General features: G+C 41.6%; 20 protein-coding genes, 1 other RNA gene and 2 pseudogenes. 1 reads left to right on the top strand and 22 read right to left on the bottom strand.

The window, feature by feature from the left end; genetic code table 11:
* Nucleotides 1-3 precede the first annotated feature (3 nt).
* From ylqF to DW959_RS05295, 22 genes and pseudogenes are all read right to left on the bottom strand, one after another.
* A complete protein-coding gene (ylqF, locus tag DW959_RS05410; protein WP_117822612.1) occupies nucleotides 4-861 on the bottom strand; it encodes a ribosome biogenesis GTPase YlqF in 858 nt (285 codons plus the stop codon).
* Nucleotides 858-1430, bottom strand: coding sequence for a signal peptidase I (gene lepB / locus DW959_RS05405; RefSeq protein WP_117822611.1), 573 nt, complete (start codon nucleotides 1428-1430; stop codon nucleotides 858-860). Before lepB ends, ylqF begins: the two co-directional genes overlap by 4 nt.
* A gap of 80 nt (nucleotides 1431-1510) precedes the next feature.
* Complete coding sequence (rplS, locus tag DW959_RS05400; protein ID WP_021943941.1) at nucleotides 1511-1861, bottom strand: 50S ribosomal protein L19; 351 nt, start codon at nucleotides 1859-1861, stop codon at nucleotides 1511-1513.
* Nucleotides 1862-2028: 167 nt separating this feature from the next.
* Nucleotides 2029-2375, bottom strand: a transfer-messenger RNA (tmRNA) gene (ssrA, locus tag DW959_RS05395).
* Between the two features lie 44 nt (nucleotides 2376-2419).
* Complete coding sequence (locus tag DW959_RS05390; RefSeq protein WP_117822610.1) at nucleotides 2420-2797, bottom strand: hypothetical protein; 378 nt, start codon at nucleotides 2795-2797, stop codon at nucleotides 2420-2422.
* A gap of 151 nt (nucleotides 2798-2948) precedes the next feature.
* Nucleotides 2949-3416: an SsrA-binding protein SmpB gene (gene smpB, locus DW959_RS05385; RefSeq protein ID WP_117784805.1), complete on the bottom strand. Its 468-nt coding sequence runs from the start codon at nucleotides 3414-3416 to the stop codon at nucleotides 2949-2951.
* Complete coding sequence (gene rnr / locus DW959_RS05380) at nucleotides 3379-5565, bottom strand: ribonuclease R (RefSeq protein WP_117822609.1); 2187 nt, start codon at nucleotides 5563-5565, stop codon at nucleotides 3379-3381. Before rnr ends, smpB begins: the two co-directional genes overlap by 38 nt.
* A 74-nt stretch (nucleotides 5566-5639) precedes the next feature.
* Nucleotides 5640-5882: a preprotein translocase subunit SecG gene (secG, locus tag DW959_RS05375; RefSeq protein ID WP_117807518.1), complete on the bottom strand. Its 243-nt coding sequence runs from the start codon at nucleotides 5880-5882 to the stop codon at nucleotides 5640-5642.
* A gap of 97 nt (nucleotides 5883-5979) precedes the next feature.
* Nucleotides 5980-6780, bottom strand: coding sequence for a bifunctional hydroxymethylpyrimidine kinase/phosphomethylpyrimidine kinase (gene thiD / locus DW959_RS05370; protein WP_117822608.1), 801 nt, complete (start codon nucleotides 6778-6780; stop codon nucleotides 5980-5982).
* A gap of 94 nt (nucleotides 6781-6874) precedes the next feature.
* Nucleotides 6875-7470 (bottom strand): annotated as a pseudogene (locus tag DW959_RS15055) (HAD family phosphatase).
* A 56-nt stretch (nucleotides 7471-7526) separates the two neighbouring features.
* Nucleotides 7527-8180 (bottom strand): thiamine phosphate synthase, encoded by a 654-nt coding sequence (thiE, locus tag DW959_RS05355; protein WP_117807516.1) that lies wholly within the window; start codon nucleotides 8178-8180, stop codon nucleotides 7527-7529.
* Between the two features lie 15 nt (nucleotides 8181-8195).
* Nucleotides 8196-9017, bottom strand: coding sequence for a hydroxyethylthiazole kinase (gene thiM, locus DW959_RS05350; RefSeq protein ID WP_117807515.1), 822 nt, complete (start codon nucleotides 9015-9017; stop codon nucleotides 8196-8198).
* 1214 nt (nucleotides 9018-10231) lie between these two features.
* Nucleotides 10232-10960, bottom strand: coding sequence for a hypothetical protein (locus DW959_RS05340; RefSeq protein WP_117822605.1), 729 nt, complete (start codon nucleotides 10958-10960; stop codon nucleotides 10232-10234).
* Nucleotides 10961-10979: 19 nt separating this feature from the next.
* Nucleotides 10980-11459 carry a pantetheine-phosphate adenylyltransferase gene (gene coaD / locus DW959_RS05335; RefSeq protein ID WP_117807512.1) on the bottom strand — a complete coding sequence of 160 codons (480 nt, stop codon included), beginning with the start codon at nucleotides 11457-11459 and terminating at the stop codon, nucleotides 10980-10982.
* 2 nt (nucleotides 11460-11461) lie between these two features.
* Entirely contained in the window at nucleotides 11462-12019 is a 558-nt protein-coding gene (rsmD, locus tag DW959_RS05330) for a 16S rRNA (guanine(966)-N(2))-methyltransferase RsmD (protein ID WP_021943953.1), read from the bottom strand.
* A gap of 62 nt (nucleotides 12020-12081) precedes the next feature.
* On the bottom strand, nucleotides 12082-13740 hold the full coding sequence (locus tag DW959_RS05325; protein WP_117822604.1) for a cellulase family glycosylhydrolase: 1659 nt from the start codon (nucleotides 13738-13740) through the stop codon (nucleotides 12082-12084).
* Nucleotides 13737-15008 (bottom strand): hypothetical protein, encoded by a 1272-nt coding sequence (locus DW959_RS05320; RefSeq protein ID WP_117807510.1) that lies wholly within the window; start codon nucleotides 15006-15008, stop codon nucleotides 13737-13739. Before DW959_RS05320 ends, DW959_RS05325 begins: the two co-directional genes overlap by 4 nt.
* Nucleotides 14998-16119, bottom strand: coding sequence for a DUF58 domain-containing protein (locus tag DW959_RS05315; RefSeq protein WP_117822603.1), 1122 nt, complete (start codon nucleotides 16117-16119; stop codon nucleotides 14998-15000). Before DW959_RS05315 ends, DW959_RS05320 begins: the two co-directional genes overlap by 11 nt.
* Nucleotide 16120: 1 nt before the next feature.
* Nucleotides 16121-17071 carry a MoxR family ATPase gene (locus tag DW959_RS05310; RefSeq protein ID WP_242997327.1) on the bottom strand — a complete coding sequence of 317 codons (951 nt, stop codon included), beginning with the start codon at nucleotides 17069-17071 and terminating at the stop codon, nucleotides 16121-16123.
* 13 nt (nucleotides 17072-17084) lie between these two features.
* Nucleotides 17085-19115, bottom strand: coding sequence for an ATP-dependent DNA helicase RecG (gene recG, locus DW959_RS05305; protein ID WP_117807507.1), 2031 nt, complete (start codon nucleotides 19113-19115; stop codon nucleotides 17085-17087).
* Nucleotides 19116-19130: 15 nt separating this feature from the next.
* Nucleotides 19131-20812 (bottom strand): annotated as a pseudogene (locus tag DW959_RS05300) (DAK2 domain-containing protein).
* A 17-nt stretch (nucleotides 20813-20829) separates the two neighbouring features.
* Entirely contained in the window at nucleotides 20830-21189 is a 360-nt protein-coding gene (locus tag DW959_RS05295) for an Asp23/Gls24 family envelope stress response protein (RefSeq protein WP_008400960.1), read from the bottom strand.
* 283 nt (nucleotides 21190-21472) lie between these two features.
* Between DW959_RS05295 and rpmB the strand changes: the two genes are divergently transcribed.
* Nucleotides 21473-21658 (top strand): 50S ribosomal protein L28, encoded by a 186-nt coding sequence (rpmB, locus tag DW959_RS05290; RefSeq protein ID WP_008400961.1) that lies wholly within the window; start codon nucleotides 21473-21475, stop codon nucleotides 21656-21658.
* The last annotated feature ends 4 nt before the right edge of the window (nucleotides 21659-21662 follow it).

The raw sequence follows: 21662 nt of genomic DNA, 5'->3' as shown, positions 1-21662 counted from the left end.
CAACTACTTATCCTTTACAACAGCCGGTCGTTCCAGTGATATCCTGCCAAGCTTTCCTGCCCGGAAATCATCCAGTAGCTGCGCTGCAGCTTTATCGATATCCAGTTCGCCGCCTTTTTTTATACATGCCCTTTTTTCTGCGATCTGTTCCAGAATATGAACAAAATCGGCATCCTCATTAATATTATACCTATCAACAAGGCTCTGACAATAGTTTAATTGTAAAAATTTGATCAATTCATACGCAAGGTCGGTAATACTTAAAATCTCATCATTGATCGAACCGATAAAAGCAAGTCGTAATCCAACCTCTTTATCATCAAATTTGGGCCACAATATTCCTGGGGTATCCAATAATTCAATATCTTTTCCAAGACGTATCCATTGCTTTCCCTTTGTAACACCCGGCTTATTTCCAACCTTTGTACATGCTTTTCTGGCATAAGAATTGATAAATGTAGATTTACCGACATTTGGAATACCAACAATCATCGCACGAAGCGGCCGGTTAATGATCCCACGCTTTCTGTCCCGCTCGATCTTTTCTTTACAAGCTTCCTTTACCACATTACTGATATTCTTCATGCCATCACCGGATCTTGCATTGATCTTTGCTACAAAAAATCCTTTTTCTTTATAATAATTTTCCCATTCTGCTGTTGCTGATACATCTGCCAGATCTGTCTTATTCAACAGGATCAGGCGGTATTTGTTCGCTGCAAGTGCATCAATATCCGGATTCTTGCTGCTATATGGCACTCTGGCATCGATCAGCTCGATCACAACATCGATCAGCTTGATGTCTTCCTGCATCATACGTTTTGCTTTTGTCATATGTCCGGGATACCATTGTATATTCATCGTGTCTTTATCCTTCCTAATATCTCTGCTTTTTTCACATTTCCCACTTTCAGGAATCTGGAATCTTCACTGTTATTGACATTATCACCAAGCAGGAAATACTCATCATCCCCCAGCTTTACTTCACTCTCTGCCAGTCCTGCTGTAAATATATAATCATCAAATGGCAGATCCGTCCGTTCACTGCCATCAATATATAATTTTCCATCTCTGATCTGAACGGTCTCTCCCGGCAATCCGATCACACGTTTAATATCATAATAAGCATCCGGCGTATCAACACTTCGGTATGCAACAATGTCATATCGATCCGGAGAGCTAAGAAGGTAACATAACTTATTTACTGTAACCTTCTCCTGATTAGTACACACAGGATTCATGGAATCACCAACGACATACACAGACTGAAAACAATAAGAAACCATTCCATATCCCAGCACAACTGCGATCAGAACGGACAACAGCCAGCCAAATATCGTTCTGACCGTACGCCTAAAGCTTCTTTCTTTTCTTCTCTGCCGACGTTTCTCCCGCCGTATTCTTTTTCTGCGTTCACTTTTATCGCTCATATCTCTACTCCGATAGATTCATATTACAAAAATGGCTGGAGCTATCAACCCCAGCCACTTTTTCATGTAACCTGTAAAAATTATTTAACAAGCTCTTTAACCTTTGCAGCTTTACCAACTCTTGAACGTAAGTAGTAAATCTTAGCTCGTCTTACTTTACCATGTCTAACTACTTCAATCTTCTCAACAAATGGTGAATGTACTGGCCATGTCTTTTCTACGCCAACACCGTTTGAGAACTTTCTAACTGTGAAAGTCTCTCTGTTGCTTCCACCCTGTCTCTTAATAACAGTTCCTTCGAAAATCTGGATTCTCTCTCTGTTACCTTCTTTGATCTTGTTGTGTACTTTAACAGTATCACCTACTGCAAAGTCAGCAACTTCTGTCTTCATCTGAGAAGCTTCAAGATTCTTAATGTAATCGCTATTCATTTGTGTGACCTCCTTGATATTTAGATGTTCTTACTACCACACCGGTACAGAGGACCATCGATTTTTTTCACAACTCGTTCAGTTTACCATACAAATAAAAAGAATGCAAGAAAAATCTACACCTTTTTTGGGTGTACGACCTTGCATCCTTTTTGCCATAGTTCATGCTATGGAGCTGGTGGGATTCGAACCCACGTCCAAAAGCTCATTCATCACGGCATCTCCCATCACATTCCGTATTTTAACATTTCCTCAGTACCACGCCTACGGACAGGCTGGATACATCAGTAGCTTCATGAATTTTCCGATACCGCAAAGCTTAAGCACCGGAGTTTCCCGTTGGATGATACCAGATCTGAAAGGTACGGGGGACCTTAAAGCTGGCAGTTGCCTTTAATTAGGCAGCGTAAGCTAAATTATCGTTAGCGTTTATATTTAATCTAAGTTTTAACGTGGTCCTAGTCCACGGATGGCTTCCATGACTGCAAAACCCCTGTCGAAACCAGTCAACCCCTGGTTTATAAAGGAAAGCTCTGTTGTCAGGTGCTTTCTTATATATTACTCAGCAGCTTCTGTTGTGTCAGTCTCTGCTGTAGTTGTCGTTTCAGATGAAGCATCTGCTTCAGAAGCTGTATCTTCAGAAGTATCACTGTCAGTATCCTCTGCATCGGATGCTGTAGCTGTACTGCTGTTCTCAAAATAGCTTCCATATCCCTGTTCTGCCCATGTCTGGCTGACATATGCGCCAAGCTTCTCAGCTTCTACATACTTTGGAATCGCTTTGTATATCTTTACACCCAGTGTAGCTGCAAGAATACATCCAACTAACACGCCAAATATGCACCATCCAAGGATTTTCTTTCTCTTTTCACGCTTCATGATCGCTGCGCGGTTCTTCTTCTCATATTTTCTTTTATCTACTTTACTCTGGCTCACTTACCTGACCTCCCGGTAAAAATCTTATTGGAGTATATCACATCTGTATGAAATATTCCAGTATTTCACAAAATCTTTAAAACTTCATATGAAATATCGGGAATTATCCAGTCCATCAGCCTCGGATATTCTGGAAATCCTGTATCAAATCTTACAAATTACGGATCTTGAACTCACGCTCATTCTCACGCTTGACATCCTTCTTCGCAATGTCCTGACGTTTGTCGTATAATTTCTTACCTTTTGCCAGTCCGATCTCCATCTTAACCAGACCGTCACGGATATAAACCTTTAAAGGAACGATTGTGTATCCCTTCACCTGCTGGGCTCCCATCAGCTTATTGATCTCGTATTTGTGAAGTAGCAGCTTTCTGGTACGAAGCGGGTCTTTATTAAATATATTACCCTTTTCATATGGGCTGATATTCATACGGTAAATGTAGATTTCTCCCTTATCGATACTGATAAAGGATTCTTTGATACTACAATGTCCCTGTCTGACTGATTTTACTTCTGTTCCGGCCAGTGCGATCCCTGCCTCGTACTTTTCTTCTATGAAATAATCAAAATATGCCTTTTTGTTATTTGCGATGAGTTTGTTTCCTCTTTCCTTTGCCATGTCCTGTTTCATCTCCTTCTTTGGCATCTGACCGGATCACGAATTCGATCCGTCTGCTCTGTTTGTCTGCCAGCTTTACTTTTACCTTAACGGTATCACCGATCGAATATTTCTTTCCGGTTGATTCTCCGATCATAGCATATTCATCCTGCGAATACACATAAAAATCGTCATAAAGTGTCGACACATCTACAAATCCCTCAATAGTATTTGGAAGCTCTACAAAGATACCACGGTTGATGACTCCTGATATGATACCTTCAAATTCTTCTCCGATATGATGCTCCATGTATTCCACTTTCTTTAAACGCTCGACCTGACGTTCTGCTTCTTCTGCGCGGCGTTCTTTTCTGGAATTATCATCGCTAACCTTTGGAAGGATCGCATCATAATGCGAAAGTCTCCTGTCATCCAATCTTCCATGAATATTATCCTTGATGATCCTGTGGATCTGAAGATCCGGATATCTTCGGATCGGCGATGTAAAATGGCAGTAATATTTACAAGACAATCCAAAATGTCCTTCACATTCCGTCGAATATCTCGCCTGCCTCATCGTACGAAGTGTCATACGGCTGATCAGATTCTCACATGGCTCACCCTCGATCTTTGATAACAGCTTCTGGAACTCCTTCGGATGAATATTCTCTTTGGATGCCTTAAAGTAATATCCAAACTTGCTGATCAGAATGGATAACTGCTTTACACGCTCCGTATCCGGTGCTTCATGGATACGATATTCAAATGGAATCTGTTGCCAGAAATAGTCCTCAGCGATTGTCTCATTTGCAGCCAGCATAAAGTCTTCAATGATCTGATTCGAACGTCTTCTCTCATACACTCCGATATAAGATACCTGACCGTCTTCATCAACTGTGATCTTAGACTCATCAAAATCAAAATCAATCGAACCTCGCTCATGTCGGATCGTTCTTAACAACTCTGACACATGAAGCATTAATTCAAACATCGGAACCAGTTCTTTATATTTTTCTGTTTCTGTCGGATCATGATCCTCTACGATCGCAGATACACTTGTATATGACATTCTGCGGTCAACATTGATCACCGATTCACAGATCTTATGATTGATGATCTTGCCGTTTGCATCTATATCCATCAGGCAGCTAAGCGTCAGACGGTCTTTTCCCTCATTCAGTGAACAGATACCGTTTGACAGCTTATGCGGCAGCATCGGTATGACCTTATCGATCAGATAACAGCTTGTTCCACGCTTCAACGCTTCTTTATCAAGTGGAGAATTCTCCCTTACATAATGTGTAACATCTGCAATATGAACGCCAAGCTTATATAACCCGTTTTCCTCATAGAGTGTGATCGCATCATCCAGATCCTTTGCATCCTCTCCATCGATTGTAACGGTCTGCAACTGTCTGAGATCGGTTCTTCCTGCCATCTCTTTCGTTGTTACCTCATCCGGTATATTCTTCACCTCTGCCATAACAACATCCGGAAAATCAACCGGAATATCAAGATCTCTTACAACCGATAATACATCCGTCTCCGGATCATTAATATGTCCAAGTATCTCAACGACACGTCCCTCTGCAGATTTAGACTTTTCTCCATAATTTGTGATCTCCACAACAACCTTATGTCCGGTTACTGCTCCCATGGATTTCTTCTCCGGTATAAAGATGTCACTGTCTAATTTACCGTTATCCGGAATCACAAAACCAAAGTTCCGGTTCTTCTGATAGGTTCCGACCAACTGTTTTAAACCTCGTTCCAGAATCCGTTCTACATGCGCTTCTGTTGATCTGCCCCGGTTGCCGGATGCAACACGGATCAGCACTTTATCATTATGGAATGCTCCCATCGTATACTTCTGTGGCACAAAGAAATCTTCCTTATATCCTTCCACACGGACAAATCCAAATCCTCTCTGATTGCTGATGAATGTACCGACAAGGACACCCTTTCCAAGCTTCTGATACTTACCTTTGGAGGTTTTCTCAATCCTGCCCTCATCGACAAGCTCATTTAAGATTTCTAACAGATCATCCTTATCGCGTCCTCCGATCTGAAGCAGATAACAAAGCTCTTTAAATTTCAACGGTCTGTAATCATCGTCATTGATCAGGGTATATATATTCTCTTTTCTTTCATTCTTTAATTCTTCTGTCATAAATACCTCTCCGTATATCTAAAAAGTGCTTACATATAGGATATATGTAAGCACTGATAAATTCTGTATATGAACTAGAACAGCTTAGAATCAAGAAGCAATGCAATTACTATAAAAAGAATACCAAGCACTGTTGTAATCTTTCTGAGAACCGCATCTTTTGAACTTCCTTTATTCTTGCCCCAGTATGAATTATCATAATTACCGCCGGTAATTGAACTTGTCAGACTGGCTGATTTACCTTCCTGTGACAGGACAATAATTGTTAATGCTATACATATAATTACATATACGACCATGATAATTGTCTTTACCATATTGCCACCTCCATTCCAAGTGTTCTGGTGTCAAATGCGCTTTTACACCAACTTTGTCCATAATAACATAGTCATTTGAGATTCGCAACCACTTTTTTCATGATTCTGCAAATCTGCTTTTCAGATCAAAGCCATGATTCATAGGTCCGCTTCCATGTCCCAGATCCATGCCATCCGCAAGCGCACCGGATATATAATCTTTTGCGTTTCTTATCGCCTCATCGATCTTATACCCTTTTGCAAGATTTGATGCGATTGCACTTGATAGTGTGCATCCGGTTCCATGAGTATTCGGATTATCGATCCGTTTTCCATAATACCAGTTGACTTTTCCGTCCGAATATAAGACATCATTTGCATCGTTGATACTGTGTCCTCCCTTGCAGAGAACCGCACAGCCATAGACTTTTGATATTTTTTCAGCTGCACGAACCATATCCTGTTCATCACGGATCGTCATTTCGGCCAATACCTCTGCTTCTGGAATATTCGGAGTAATGACCTCTGCGATTGGAAGCAGACATTCTTTTAAAGCACCGATCGCATCTTCGTCGATCAGCCGGTGTCCACTGGTTGATATCATAACAGTATCCACTACCACATGTTCTGCCTGATATTCCTTTATTTTATCTGCGATCACACGGATCAACTTCTCGGAAGCGACCATACCGATCTTAATCGCATCCGGCCGAATATCCGTAAATACGGCATCAAGCTGTAAGGCGAGCATCTCCGGTGTCGTTTCCTGGATTCCTGTTACCCCCAGCGTATTCTGGGCGGTTAATGCAGTGATCGCACTCATGGCATAACAACCATTTGCCATAATGGTCTTTATATCTGCCTGGATTCCCGCACCGCCGCTGGAATCACTTCCGGCTATTGTAAGAACTGTCTTCAACCCTTTTGTCTCCTTTACTTTTACAAATACTTTCGTTACCGGTCTGTTCCTGTCTGCTGTACATTTTTATCAATTCTGTATCATACCGGTTTCTTTAAAGGAAGAAAATATTATATAATTCCTTTGTATTGTCAACATACAGCGTACTATATTTTTTCAACTCATTTATATGCTCCGCACTTGCAGCATCATAGATGCCACATACTTTGAAACCTGCATCAAATGCTGTTCTTGCGCCATGATAAGCATCTTCAAACACCCATGTCTCAGCAATGTTCGTCTGCATACACTTTGCTGCCTGAATATAAATATCCGGATGTTCTTTCCCAATTCCTACCTCCGAGCAGGTAAGGATCTTTTTGAAAAACTGATCCATATGATTATGCTTCAGTACGGCTCGATATGAACCCTGTCTGTCGCAGTCGCTACTGTCATTGGGATCTTCCGCTCCTGTAAGGCAGATAAGAACTCTATGATCCCCGGCTTTGGTTCTGCTTCATTTCTGTAAAATGCACCAATCGTTTCATTGATCCCATCTATGATCTCAAGAATCGTTTTTGATAAACTGTAATTCTTCTTAAGGTATTCTGCCGATTCTGTAATCGTAAAGGTATACAGTTTTTTCTGGAGATGGGGTTCTGCTTCGATACCCATTCCTGCCAGATATCGTTCTGCCGCATGTTCCCACATTTCCATAGAATCGATCAGTGTTCCGTCTATATCAAAGATCGCACCTTTTATCATCCTTATTCTCCTAACATCTTCTTTGTCTGTTTTTTTAGATCTGCCGTGGCAGCCTCAATATCTGTCTGACCAAAGATCGCGCTGATAACTGCGATACCACAAATTCCACTTTGATTTAATTTCACAACATTATCTCTGGTTATGCCGCCGATTGCAATAACCGGGATATGCACATGCTCACAGATTTCCTTTAACGTCTCAAAACTGACTTCTGTTGCATCATCCTTGGATCCGGTTGGAAATACCGCACCAACGCCCAGATAATCCGCTCCATGCTCTTCAGCCAGTTCTGCCTGTTCCACTGTCTGTGCAGATACACCGATGATCTTATCGTCTCCCAGCACCTTTCTGACATCTAAGGCCTCCATATCAGACTGTCCGACATGAACACCATCCGCTCCGATCTTCTTTGCAAGCTCTACATTGTCATTGATCACAAAAGGAACCTTATAGTTTCTACATAATTTCTGGATCTCAAGCGCTTCTTTATAAAATGCTTCATCATCCAGATTTTTCTCACGAAGCTGGATAAAGGTCGCTCCGCCTTTTAATGCTGCCTCTACCTGACTGATCAGAGTTGCACCGTTCAACCAGTGTCTGTCTGTTACTGCATATAGCAGAAGCTCCTCCGGTTTTGTATTTGTCTGCTTACTCATAGCCTCATTCACTCCTTATCTGATCTCACACTTTGCCATACTGCAAAGCTTATCTGCATCCATATTATAGATTGCGTCAATAATGCGGTTTCTATAAGTTGAATTGCCATCTGTAGACTCCATATTCGCAAATCCGACTTCTCCGGCAACTCCCATCAGTATAACGGCAGTTGCAGCAGCTTCCAGTTTGTTATCCGGATTTGCTGTCAGATAAGCTGTCATAAGACCGGACAACTGGCATCCGGTTCCTGTGATCTTACCCATCTCCGGTCTTCCGTTCCGGATCACATAACAGGTATCTGCATCTGCTACCAGATCGATTGCACCTGTAACAGCGATGATACAGCCAAGTTTTCCCGCAAGTTTCTTCACAAAAGTAACTGCCGGATCGAGAGTATCTTCTGTGACTGCATCTGCCACATCTGCATCTACGCCTTTTGTACTGCCGGAACCAAATGCAAGTGTCTTGATCTCGGATATATTTCCACGAATCACATCAAATTTTATTTCATTTAAAAGCTTTATCGCTGTCTCCGTACGAAGTCTGCTGGCACCTGCGCCCACCGGATCAAGCAGCACGGCATGTCCCAGCTCATTTGCCTTTTTGCCGGCGGCAAGCATAGATGGGATCGTATTCTTATTTAAGGTTCCAATATTAATATTTAAGCCACCACAGATACTGGTGATATCCTCTACATCGTCAATATCATCTGCCATGATCGGACTTCCTCCACATGCCAGAAGCACATTTGCAACATCGTTTACTGTTACATAATTCGTGATATTATGCACCAGTGGAGTTTTCATCTTTACATTTTCAAAACATGTTTTTATCATTTTATCTACCTCCTGTAATAGCAGCTTAACTATACTCAGTTTTCTTCTCTTTTTCAACTATTTTTATTTGAAAAGATATTCTCTTATTTAAAATTCCTGCCACCAGCCTGCCCGGCTGATTTATATTAATTAATGTCTACTTCTTTCAATTTATAATTCATAGTAATCACGCTTTTTTCATAAAATACTGATGAATACATGAACTGGAGTTTTCCTTATGAAGCATCCTTCTGTCTTATCGGTCCGCTCATTCTTCTTATATCCGGCTTTCATCCTGCTTATTATCGTCCTTTGCCTGAATTCTTCCTTAGTTTCCAAAAGTTTCGCAGAGGGTCTTGTGTTGTGGTATAACAATCTGGTGCCCCTTCTGCTCCCATTTCTTCTAATCTCCGGCTTCTTTCTCTCGATGATCGACTGGAACCATCCAAACCGGGCAGGCTGTCTGATTCTGTTATTCTTATGCGGTCTGTTCTGCGGCTACCCGGTCGGCGCGATTGCTATAGGCAGGCTCTACAAAAATCAAGTCATATCAAAAAATTTCGCCCATGCCATTATGCCCCTCTGCAACAACATCAGTCCTATGTTTCTGATGGGATATGTCTGTAACCAATATCTGAACGGACAGATAAATACTATCACCGTACTGGCAATCATCTACCTGCCACAGATCTGCTATGCTATCCTGTACTATCTGCTATCAAAAAATTCTTTACATATTTCGCTTTTTAAACAAAATAAAAAAACAGTTCACAGATCTCCTAATGATGCGAAAGATCTCCAAATACCTCTCTCTGAAACTACGGGCACTATGTCCGAATATGCTGCAGCACAGGATATCGGCAATTCACCATCTGTTATCGAAAACAGTATAACAACCATCACCGTTATAGGTATCTATGTCGCTGTTTTCTCCGTTTTGTATAACCTTGCGATTGCATGTGGAGGAAATATACCAACTTTCCATATTCTGGCATGCTACCTGGAGATAACAAAAGGTCTGTCCGAATTATCCCTTTTTCCACTTTCTTCCATACAAAAAACAGCTCTGATCCTTTCTGTTACATCATTCGGAGGAGTCTCATCCCTCTTCCAGTCCATGCACATTTTAAAAGATACAAAGCTGTCTTTTGTACGCTATACATTCGGTAAATGTATCTGCGCTGTATTCAGTTATCTAATGACGCTTTTATTCTTAAATTACAGGATATAAATTCCTAATCATCTAAAAAATCATCGTCAAAATCATCATCCTCGTCATCTTCGTCATCATTGGAGTATTCTGTCTTACCATATACGTTATAATCCTGCTCATTTTCTACAGTTGTATTATCCTCCTCTGATGCTGTCTGTGCAGCTTCTTCAGGAGCCGCAGCCTGCTGCGCTGCTCCGGTCATATTTGCAATATCTCCATTAATCTCATTTGTATTATTCAATACAATATCCAGATTTGACTGTAAGGACTGAATCAGATTATCGTAATTTGCCTTTTCAGCCTCTAATGTTGCATTAATATAATTGCTGACCTCTGTAAGCTTATCCTTCGTGTAATACATAGAACCCAGACGGATCTCGTTTGCATCTGCATTTGCCTCATTTACAATCTGGTCTGCCTGACTTCTTGCCATATCCAAAATCTCATTCGCACGGATATTTGCAAGTTCTACGATCTGACTCTGATCAACCAGCTTATTTGCCTCTGCAACAGATTCTGTAATAATGGAATCTGCCCTTGTTCTGGCATCTGCAAGTATGGCTTCCTTGTTACGCATGATCTTCTTGCAACGCTCAATTTCATTTGGAAGCTTTAATTTTAATTCATTCAGCATCTGTTCCAGATCATCCTTTGGAACAATAATCATACTGGATGACAATGGTTTATACTTACAATTATCTATAAAAATCTCAATCTCGGAAATCATTTCCTCAATGCCTTTTTTTGCCATGACTTATTTCCTCCTAATACTATCTGCTATATTTTTCTTTTATCCGATCGACAACTCCTGCTGGTACAAACTGTTCCACATCTACACCAAAGCTGGCATACTCTTTTACGATACTGGAACTCAGATATGCATAATCAATACTGGTTGTCAAAAATACGGTGTCTATCTCAGGAGCAACCTTGCGATTACTCTGCGCGATCTGTAATTCATATTCAAAATCGGTTACAGCCCTTAAGCCTCTGATGATCGTCTTCACCCCATTCTGTCTGGCAAAATCAATCAGCAGACCTCCAAAACTCTCAACACGAACATTCGGTATGTCTGACACCACTTCAGACAACATATTAACACGTTCTTCTACAGAAAACAATGGAGTTTTTGAAGTATTATTCAAAACACCGATTATAACTTCGTCAAACATCTCCGCAGAGCGTCTGATAATATCAAGATGTCCTAATGTTACGGGATCAAAGCTTCCCGGATATATTGCACTGCTCATTTTTATAGAATCTCCTGTATAAATGTATGCTTATTTGTCTTGTATTTCTTCACACGATCGATCTCATATCCTATATCGGTCAGATAATCGTATTCCGTATCCAGATCTGATTCTACAATGATCCAGGTATTCTTATCAACAATGCCGGATGATGCAAGACGGTTCAGCACCTGTTTTTCCAATAATTTTCCATATGGCGGATCCATAAATATAATATCAAACACAAGTCCTGACCGTTCCAGACTGTCGATCGCTGCAACACAGTCTCCTGTGATGACTCTTGCCTTATCTTTCAATTTCGTAAATTCCAGATTCCGGTTAATGCAGTCAACCGCTTTCCGGTTCTGTTCTACAAGGACTGCCTGTTTTGCTCCACGACTCAATGCTTCGATCGCAATCGCACCGCTTCCGCTGAACAGATCCAGGAATGTACAATCCGGCAATTCTCTCGATATGATATTAAATAAGGTCTCTTTGATCCGATCGGTTGTCGGTCTGGTATCCATCGTGTCGATCGTTTCCAGCCGAAGACTTCTGGCAGTTCCCGCTATTACTCTCATAAATCATGATCTCCCATAGGTTGTTAAAATCTTTTTTTATTGTATATATTTCATCCCTTTTGTCAATAGAAACTCTCAATTTTTTCCTTAATATACCTTCCGCTGTCTGACAGATCATCATCTGTAAAACCGCTTGTCTTTGTACAGGAGGAATCAAATAATGATGACGTTTCAGCTTTGTTTGAGATATTCCATGCCGCATAGCTTAAGTTCTTATCATTGATCAGATCAAACCATGCATCAGACTGATCATAATCAATCGAACCGTTTCCTGATGCATCACACAAGCCAAACTCTGATACAAAAACCGGGAGTCCGGAATCAAGTGCCGACTGAACCTTATTTCTCAGATCATCCTTATGGGTTGCGGCATAGAAATGAACCGCATACATCAGATTGGTTTGATCTGTGATCGGATCTGCGGCTGCCACATCCACATCCTGACTCCAGGTTGGTGTTCCGACAATGATAATGGCATCCGGTGCATTTTTTCGTATGATCGGGATGATCGTTTCCGCATAGCTCTTTACAGAATCCCAGGTTGTACCACCATTTGGTTCATTTGCGATCTCATAGATCACATTTCCGTAAGAAGCATATTCCTTTGATATTCGGTCAAAGAAATCCTTTGCATCATCTATATGCATATTTGGATCATTGTCATTTAAAATATGCCAGTCAATTATCGCATACAATCCAAGATCCGTTGCTGCATCAACACCTTTTCCCAGAAGCTCCTCGATCTCTGATTTATTTCCGCCTGAACAATATCCATAGGAATCTCCTGTATCTGTATACATAGCAAAACGTACCAGATTGATACCAAAGGAATCTTTGAAATACTGATAAGTGTCCTTACTTACAAAATCAGCAAACCAGGTAAGTCCGTGTGTACTGACACCTTTTAACTGGAATTTACTGCCTGATGCATCCACCAGGTCCGTTCCTGATACCGCAAGCTTTCCATGTGCCTTATACGGATTATCTTCTTTTTTACCGTTTTTAGTATCTGTGACCTTATTACTTCCGGACTGATCTTTTTTATCACTGTCAACAGACTGCCCATCTGTCTGAGCTGCCTTCTCACCAGTATTTGTTTTCACTTCTGCGTTCTCATCACTTTTCTGCTGATCATCACCAGTGACAGTTGTTACTTCTTTTCCTGCGATCATCAATGTACAACGAACAGGCTTCACGTCCGATGCTGATAAATTATATCCAAAATCAATGCTACCACCAGCCGGTATCTCCTCATTATAACTTTCTGCGGTTACATGAACCACCGATCCATCTGCCGTATACTTTCCATTCCAGAGCTGGTCGATCGTTACTTTCCCGGAAAATTCCAGATCAACGCTCCAATCCGTTGCAGCTTTATCGGTCTTATTATAGATCGTGACCGTCTCTGTAGCGGCTGTCATTCCGTTATTTTCCCATGTACTTCCAACCGTTACTTCTGCATATAAGGTCTTCTTGTCATCTGTCGACTTCTGAGTATCGGATGCACCCTTTTCCTTCTTTTGATCAGCGCCATCCTCAGCCTTTTGCTCCGCATCCTGCCCGGATCCCTCTATCACAGCTTCTGTTCCGGCATTCTTCTGTCTGTCCGGATCATTATTTTTCCGACTTTTTGTCACCAGTATAACTGACAGTGCCACAACAGCCGCTGCAAGTACTATGATGACTCCCCATAATACGATCGTCTTTTTCTTCTGGTTCATTTTTGCACTACTCCCTTTTTATTTTCTTTTTTATTCACCCTTTTATTCTGGACTGATGCTGCTTTCATTTCTCGTATAACATAGTTGTCCACTTCTCCTGCTCCATATCGGATCTGTTCATATATGGCAGAAATACCCTCTACATTTCCAACCTCCGTCTCTGTTATCTCCTGCCTGATATCTTCACAGGTCATCCGTTTGTTAAGTGTGATCACATCCTTATATCGCAGGATCGACTTCTTATAAATTTTTCTTGCCTGTTCTTCAGCTGTCAACCTGTGCATTATGCGTCTGTTTGTTATACGTTCTTTATATTGATTCGGTTCTTCGGCGATAAGCTCGATCACATCATCTGCATAACTTCTCGGTTTCAAAAGGAAACGGATCACCTGCAACAATATCCGTACCAGAAAGAATATCAGAAGAAGAACTACAAATACCTTTAATATCAAGGTAAATACATCATATCCCTTTACACTGTTCTGATAATACTCATTTAAGGTATCCTGATAATCGAGACTGGTTGCTGCCGGTCCTCCCTTCGTAAGCAGCGTCAGCACAAATACCCATATGACCATGATCGCGCCAAATACTGTCTGAACTACCTTTGCAAATGCACGAGCAAGCACATTTACAAACCCGGACAGATCAAGGAAACGACAGGCTCCCATTAATAACAACACAAGCACTGCAAGGAATAATACAACCCTGCCATTTATAAATGCGATATCCCGGATGGATTGCTCCGATACTTCTGTTGTCTGTGAGATATAGCGTTTCAGCCCCTGTATATACCGGATCATCATATATATAGCCATAAGTAATGCAACTGCAATATAAGACAGGTTCGACAAAACAGGAAGTTCCATGCCGATACTTGCAAAATAAACAAAAATCCCTGCTAAGATCGATGGCCATGGTTCGCTCATATCTGTAAGTCCGGAACCTCTCTTTGCATAAGCTACCGCACATGGCAGCAGATACCCGATATCATAAATTCCTGTAACCGTTCGGATCCATACTGTGCCCGGCAAGATAACTAAAAGTCCCGCAAGCACCAGATGTCCAACGGTAAGTAATATATGATTCGGTGCAAAATCTCTGATCAGATAGGACAACAGAAATATTCCTGCGATCCAAATGGCATCCACAAACCGCGGATCTTGTCTCATAAATATCATGCAGAATGTATACATGAACAATTCCGCCGTTACCACCTCATAAAGATAACGCAATCCTCGCTCTGCCCAATATATCTTATGTGTCATTTAACTCTACCTCCATTCCATGAAGATAAGGTCTGATATCATCGCACCCCTGTATATCCAGATATGGAACTATCATATAAATGTTTTTTGCTTTTTCAGCCATATGATCAAGCTCATCCAGCAAATCCTTTTTATGGTATGCAGATACGATGAGATATGTTGTATTGCTGTCTACATCTGTCACTTCCTGCTTCAAGACTTCAACAAATCTATCGATCCCGGCATTTTCCGTTATTCGTGCCAGATATTTATCAACCGTAAATCGATGTTCTCCGGAAGAACCAAAATCCACCCATTCCATCTCACCGGATAACAGATCATATCCATTTGCCCGTATCATGACAGGAATCCGGTTATCCAGAAAGTAAGATGCTGCCGTGGATGCTATACTGATACACATTTCCTGTATATAATGAACTCTTATCATGGTGTTCGGCTCCAGACAGACAAGTATCTTCACCCTCTGTTCTGCCGTGTGCTCATATACATTTACCATCAGGTCGTCGCATCTGGCTGTTGCTTTCCAGTTAATGCTCTTTCTCGGGTCTCCCACGCTGTAAGTCCGCAGGCCGGAAAAAGCAAACGGATCCGGAAAAAGACTTCTCCTTGATGTCAGATCACCCAACATACCATCCAAGACCGTATCAAGCTGTATATTAGAAAGTTTTTCAGGGAAAACATACAGAAATGCCTGATTTTCTACAGACAACGCAAATGTCTTCGACATCAGAAAATCCTTTGCCATCAGCTTTACAGCACTGATAAAAAACAATCCTCGTTCTTTCGCCGTAAATGAAAGCTTTCTGACTACCTTCCGGTTTCCCATAATCGAAAACGGATCATTTCTATGATAAAAATCCGTAACAACCGCATTCTCATTTTCCTGAAACTGCAAGGATCTCGCTGTGGAAAACTTCACATGTAAAGTTGTAAGAGGCAGCATCTTTCGATTTGTAATTGTCTCTGTTATCCCTGATTTGTCGCCAATCTCCAGATACCTGTCATTAAAATCCAGATCAAGAGAAAGCCCCTGATCCCAGTATTTGCGGTAAACAACAGTCTGTCCGAGATAGATCACCAAAAAGCACAATACTGCTATCAGTATCTCCATATTAATTCTCCCAATCTTCAACCGGAACAGCGATCTGATCGACCAGTTCCCTGATCACTGTCTTTTCCTTTTTCTCATCCATGTGTCCTGCCATGATCACACGATGTGCAAGGACATATGGTGCCATATAACGGACATCATCCGGACGGACAAAGGTTCTGCCCTCCATAGCAGCATATGCCTGCGACAGACGAAGAAGTCCTATCGTGCCTCTGGAGCTTGCACCAACCTGTATCCGGCTGTTATTCCTGGTTGCAAGGATTATGTCTGCAATATATTCCTTTACGCAAGAATGAACAAAAACTTCTCTGACCGCTTCCTGCATCGTCTTTATATGATCTGTATCACAGACCGTCTGAAGTGTATCAAACGGATTCTCAGACATAAAACGATCCATGATCGAAACCTCTGTAGCCTTTGAATTATCTCCCATGGAGATCTTTATAAGAAAACGGTCAAGTTGGGCTTCCGGAAGCGGGTATGTACCGGTAGTCTCGATCGGATTCTCTGTTGCAATAACAAAAAACGGTGCTTCAAGCCTATGACTTTCTCCATCGATCGTCACCTGCTGCTCTTCCATTGCCTCAAGCAAACTGGATTGTGTTCTCGGTGTTGCACGGTTGATCTCATCTGCAAGCAGGATATTTGTAAATACCGGTCCCTTCACCAATACAAAATCTTCTGATTTACGATTATAAATACTTAAGCCTGTAATGTCGGATGGCATAAGATCAGGTGTGAACTGAACTCTCTTAAACTGCCCTCCGATGCTTTTGGCAAATGTCTTTGCTAAAAGTGTCTTGCCGGTTCCCGGTCTGTCCTCCACCAGCACATGTCCTCCTGCATAAAGTGCCGCCAGTATCACCCGTATCTCTTTCTCTCTGCCGATCAAAACCTTTGATATATTCTCACAGATCTTATCTGCCTGTTCTTTTACCTCTGTTATCTCCATCGTTCTAATCTCCTTATAATATCGGTTTTCCATACATCTCATTTCTTGCTGCGACACTTCGGTCAAATTCCGTCCGTATACGACTACCATATTTCTCATAGACATCCGATGCTGCCTTTAACATGTCGGCATGTTTATAGATATCTCCCATCTTAAACAGCACATCTCCGCTCTGTCTGATGCCAAAGAAATCTCCCGGTCCTCTTCGTTTCAGATCTTCTCCCGCAATATAAAAGCCATCGTTTGAATCTGCAAGAACATTTAACCGTTCCATCACTTCTTTATTTTTCTTTCCGCTGATAAAGATACAATAAGACTGCAGATTTCCACGTCCCACACGCCCACGGAGCTGATGCAGGGCTGCCAGTCCAAACCGTTCTGCATTTTCTACCATCATAACCGTGGCATTCGGATTATTGATCCCTACCTCGATAACCGTTGTAGATACCAGTACATCAACCTTTTTTTCATAAAAATCCGTCAGGATCCGGTTCTTCTCATCCCCTGTCATCTTGCCATGCAGATAGGCCACATGTATGCTGCTGTCAAGCTTCTGTGACAGTTCTTCCGAATACTCAACTACATTTGCCACATCATCTAAGGCTTCGCTTTCCTCCACCATCGGGCATACCACATAGACCTGATGTCCTTTCTTAACCTCTGCCCGGATAAACGCCTGTGCTTTCGGGCGGTAGCTCTCATCCACTACACAGTTTTTGATCGGAATCCGTCCTGCTGGCAGTTCATTAATTACCGAAATATCAAGATCTCCGTACATAATGATCGCAAGGGTTCTCGGAATCGGTGTCGCACTCATAACAAGAACATGTGGCGTTCCCCCTTTTAACGATAATTTCTCTCTCTGTCTTACGCCAAACCGATGCTGCTCATCCGTTACAACAAGCGCCAGATTATCATATTCCACCTTGTCCTGTATCAACGCATGCGTTCCGACGATCACATCCGCACGATGCTCTGCAATCTCCTGATACGCTTCCCGTTTCTCCTTTGCCGTCATCGAACCGGTCAACAGCGCAACATGGATTCCATATGGCTCAAATAAGCCGGTCAGTTCTTTAAAGTGCTGATTTGCAAGTACCTCGGTCGGTGCCATGATCACACCTTGATAGCCCTGCGTCGCACAGGCAAATAATGCGATCGCGGCAACGATCGTTTTACCGGAACCAACATCCCCCTGCACAAGACGGTTCATCACATGCTCTGAATCCATATCTGCCATGATATCCCGAACCGCATCCATCTGTGCCCCTGTCAGACGATACGGAAGACTCTCGATAAACCCTGTCACCTGCTCCGTAAATGGTATCTTCGCCTGATTGTATTTCACCGTATCATGTTCTTTCAGACTATGCATATTCTCTATAAATTCATAAAATTCATCAAAAGCAACCCGCTTGATCGCAGCTCTTAAGTGATCCTCCGTATCCGGGAAATGGATATGGGTTACAGCTTCATTTGCCCGCATCAGATCATATTCATCCCGAATGTCCTCTGGTATATAATCTGAAAGCGTCTGAATCAGAGGAAGCGTTCCCTTTACCGCTTTCTGGATCGTCTTGCTTGTAATACCCGCCGTACAACCATATACCGGCTGCCATTCTTTTAAAATTTCCTGATATTTGGGCACTGTATAGTACTCCGGCTGGCTCATCGTATACATGCCATTCTTATATTTCACTTCTCCGACAAAGATATAACGATCTCCAATATGAAAATAATTACGCAGAAAAGGACAATTAAACCATGTCAGTTTAATTGTCCCGGTATAATCTTTGGCATAGGCAGTCGCAATCGAGAATCCGCGAAGCTTCTTCACTTCCACCCGACTGTTGAGCATCACACTTACTGCCTGACGCTCATCTGCCTGTATATCCTGAATGTCAACAGGATCCATATATGTAATATAAGTTCTTGGATAATAATGGATAAGGTCACTCACTGTAGAGATACCAAGCTTTGCCAGATTACCGGCTGTTTTTTCTCCTATCCCTTTAATGCAAGTTACCTTATCCTTTAATTCCATGTAGTTTTTCTCCCTTTATTCTACAGAAACAATGTAATAATAGATTGGCTGACCACCATAGTAGTTCTGTACATCGCAGTCCGGGAAGCTTTCTTCCACTCTTGCCGCAAATGCCTCTGCATCCTCCTTCTTTACATCTGCTCCGTAATAAATACTGATCAGTTCGCTGTCTTCATCTACTGCATCTTTGATCAGATCAAATGTAACATCCGAAATGTCATTACCAACGGATACCAGTCCCTTATCACCGATACCCATGATATCACCCTCATGGATGGCCTTTCCATCGATGGAGGTATCTCTGACTGCATATGTTACCTGTCCGCTCTTTACATTTGATACAGCTTCTAACATATTGTTTTTGTTATCCTCTAATGTCATCGTACTGTCAAACGCTATCATTGCACTGATACCCTGTGGCGCATTTGCCGTTGCAAGGACGATGATATTCTTATCTTCACATAAGCCGGCTGCCTGATTGGCTGCAAGAACAACATTTTTATTATTTGGGAATATAAATATATTCTCGGCATGAACCTTCTCGATCGCATTCAGCATATCCTCAGTGCTTGGATTCATCGTCTGACCACCTTCGATCACATAATCAACTCCAAGCTCCGTAAAGAACTCCTTTAATCCATCACCCATGGATACTGCGATGAAACCATATTGTTTCTTTGGCTGCTGTTTTTCTTTCTCTGCCTGTCTGGCTGCTTCCTGTCTGGCTGCTTCTTCCCGTTCTGCCTGCTTAATGACCTTCTCATGATGCTCCAGTCTCATATTATCGACCTCATATTTGACAGATAACCAAGGGTAAGACCTTTTTCAAATGCCTGACCCGGATGGTTTGTGTGAACATGGATCTTAACGATCTCATCATCTGATACGCAGACAATGGAATCACCGATCGACTCTAAGAACTGTTTCAGATCGTCTTCTTCTTTTATGCCGTATGGTTTTTCCAGATTAATAATAAATTCTGTACAATATCCGAACTTGATATCGGCTGACAGATCTTCAGAATACTTTGGATTGTCAACACCTGATACTCCTGCTCCGGAAGGCTTTGTATCTGCAATTACGACACGTCCGAGAATACAGTCAACTGCACCTTTTAATACTTCCATCAGGCCCTGTCCGCCGGAATCCACAACACCGGCTTCTTTTAATACCGGAAGCAACTCCGGTGTGGAAGCAAGCACTTCATCTCCATGCTTAATGATGGTTTCGCAGAATTCCTCCAATGTAATATCTGTACCTGCACATTCTCTGGCCTTAGTAGCAATACCTCTGGCAACTGTAAGGATCGTTCCTTCCTTTGGCTTCATAACAGCCTTATAAGCTGTCTCAACCGCCTTCTGGAATGCATCAGCAATCTCGATTACTCCGATCTCTGTTTTATCCCCGATCTTCTTGCTGAAACCACGAAGAAGCTGAGAAAGGATTACACCTGAATTACCTCTGGCTCCACGAAGGGAACCGGTTGACATTGCCTTTGCGATATCACTCATTGTCTCCTTACAGGATTCAACTTCCCTTTTTGCTGACATGATCGTCATTGTCATATTTGTACCGGTATCTCCATCCGGTACAGGGAACACATTCAGCTCATTAATATAATCTTTTTTATTATCAAGGTTATTCGCACCGGCTATAAATGCTTTCTTCAGTGCAAGTGCATCAATCGTATTTTTCACTTCTACAGTTCCTCCGTCTAATCCAGAATCTTTACATCTTCAACAAATACATTTACCTGACTGACTTTAAGAGATGTAAAATCTTCTACTTTATATTTTACAGACTGCATCAGATTATCTGTTACAGCCTTGATGCTGACACCATATGCCACAACGATATGAAGCTCTACCACAATATCTCCATTCTCATCAAACGTAACATGAATTCCCTGCGTGATATTGTTTCCTTTTAACTGTTTTACGATTCCGTCTTTTACACTGACAATACCCATACCAACAATGCCAAAGCAATCGAGTGCTGTCATACCTGCTACCTGTGCAACCACATTCTCATCCAGACTGACGGTTCCATTATCATTATTTATATATTCGTTCATAGAAAACCTCCCATGCTTTTGTCCTGTTATATGATGTGCAGGGATCCCATCTCCTTGTCATTCTGAAAAGTAAATTTAAAAATAGGCAAACCTGTCTCACCATAATTATAAACATATAGTTCTATTATAACAGAGAATATGCAAATTTCAAGACAACCGTTTATTGTCTATTCTTTTTAAAAAAATTAAAAATATGCTTGCATATAACAAAATTATCTGATATAGTAACATTTGTTGTGAACTTATGAGAGGATAAGTTTAATAAAAATAAGGAGGTGCTATCATGGCAAAATGTTCAGTTTGTAATAAAGGTGCTCATTTCGGTATCAAAGTGAGCCATTCACATAGAAGAGCAAATAAGATGTGGAAATCAAATGTTAAGTCTGTTAAGGCTATCGTAGATGGTTCTCCAAAGAAGATTTATGTTTGTACTTCATGTTTAAAATCTGGAAAGGTTGAGCGTGCATAGTTCA

The sequence above is a fragment of the Clostridium sp. AM46-21 genome, from assembly GCF_003480025.1.
Taxonomy (GTDB): Bacteria; Bacillota; Clostridia; order Lachnospirales; family Lachnospiraceae; genus Coprococcus; species Coprococcus ammoniilyticus.
This window is presented reverse-complemented; position numbering and strand designations above follow the sequence as displayed.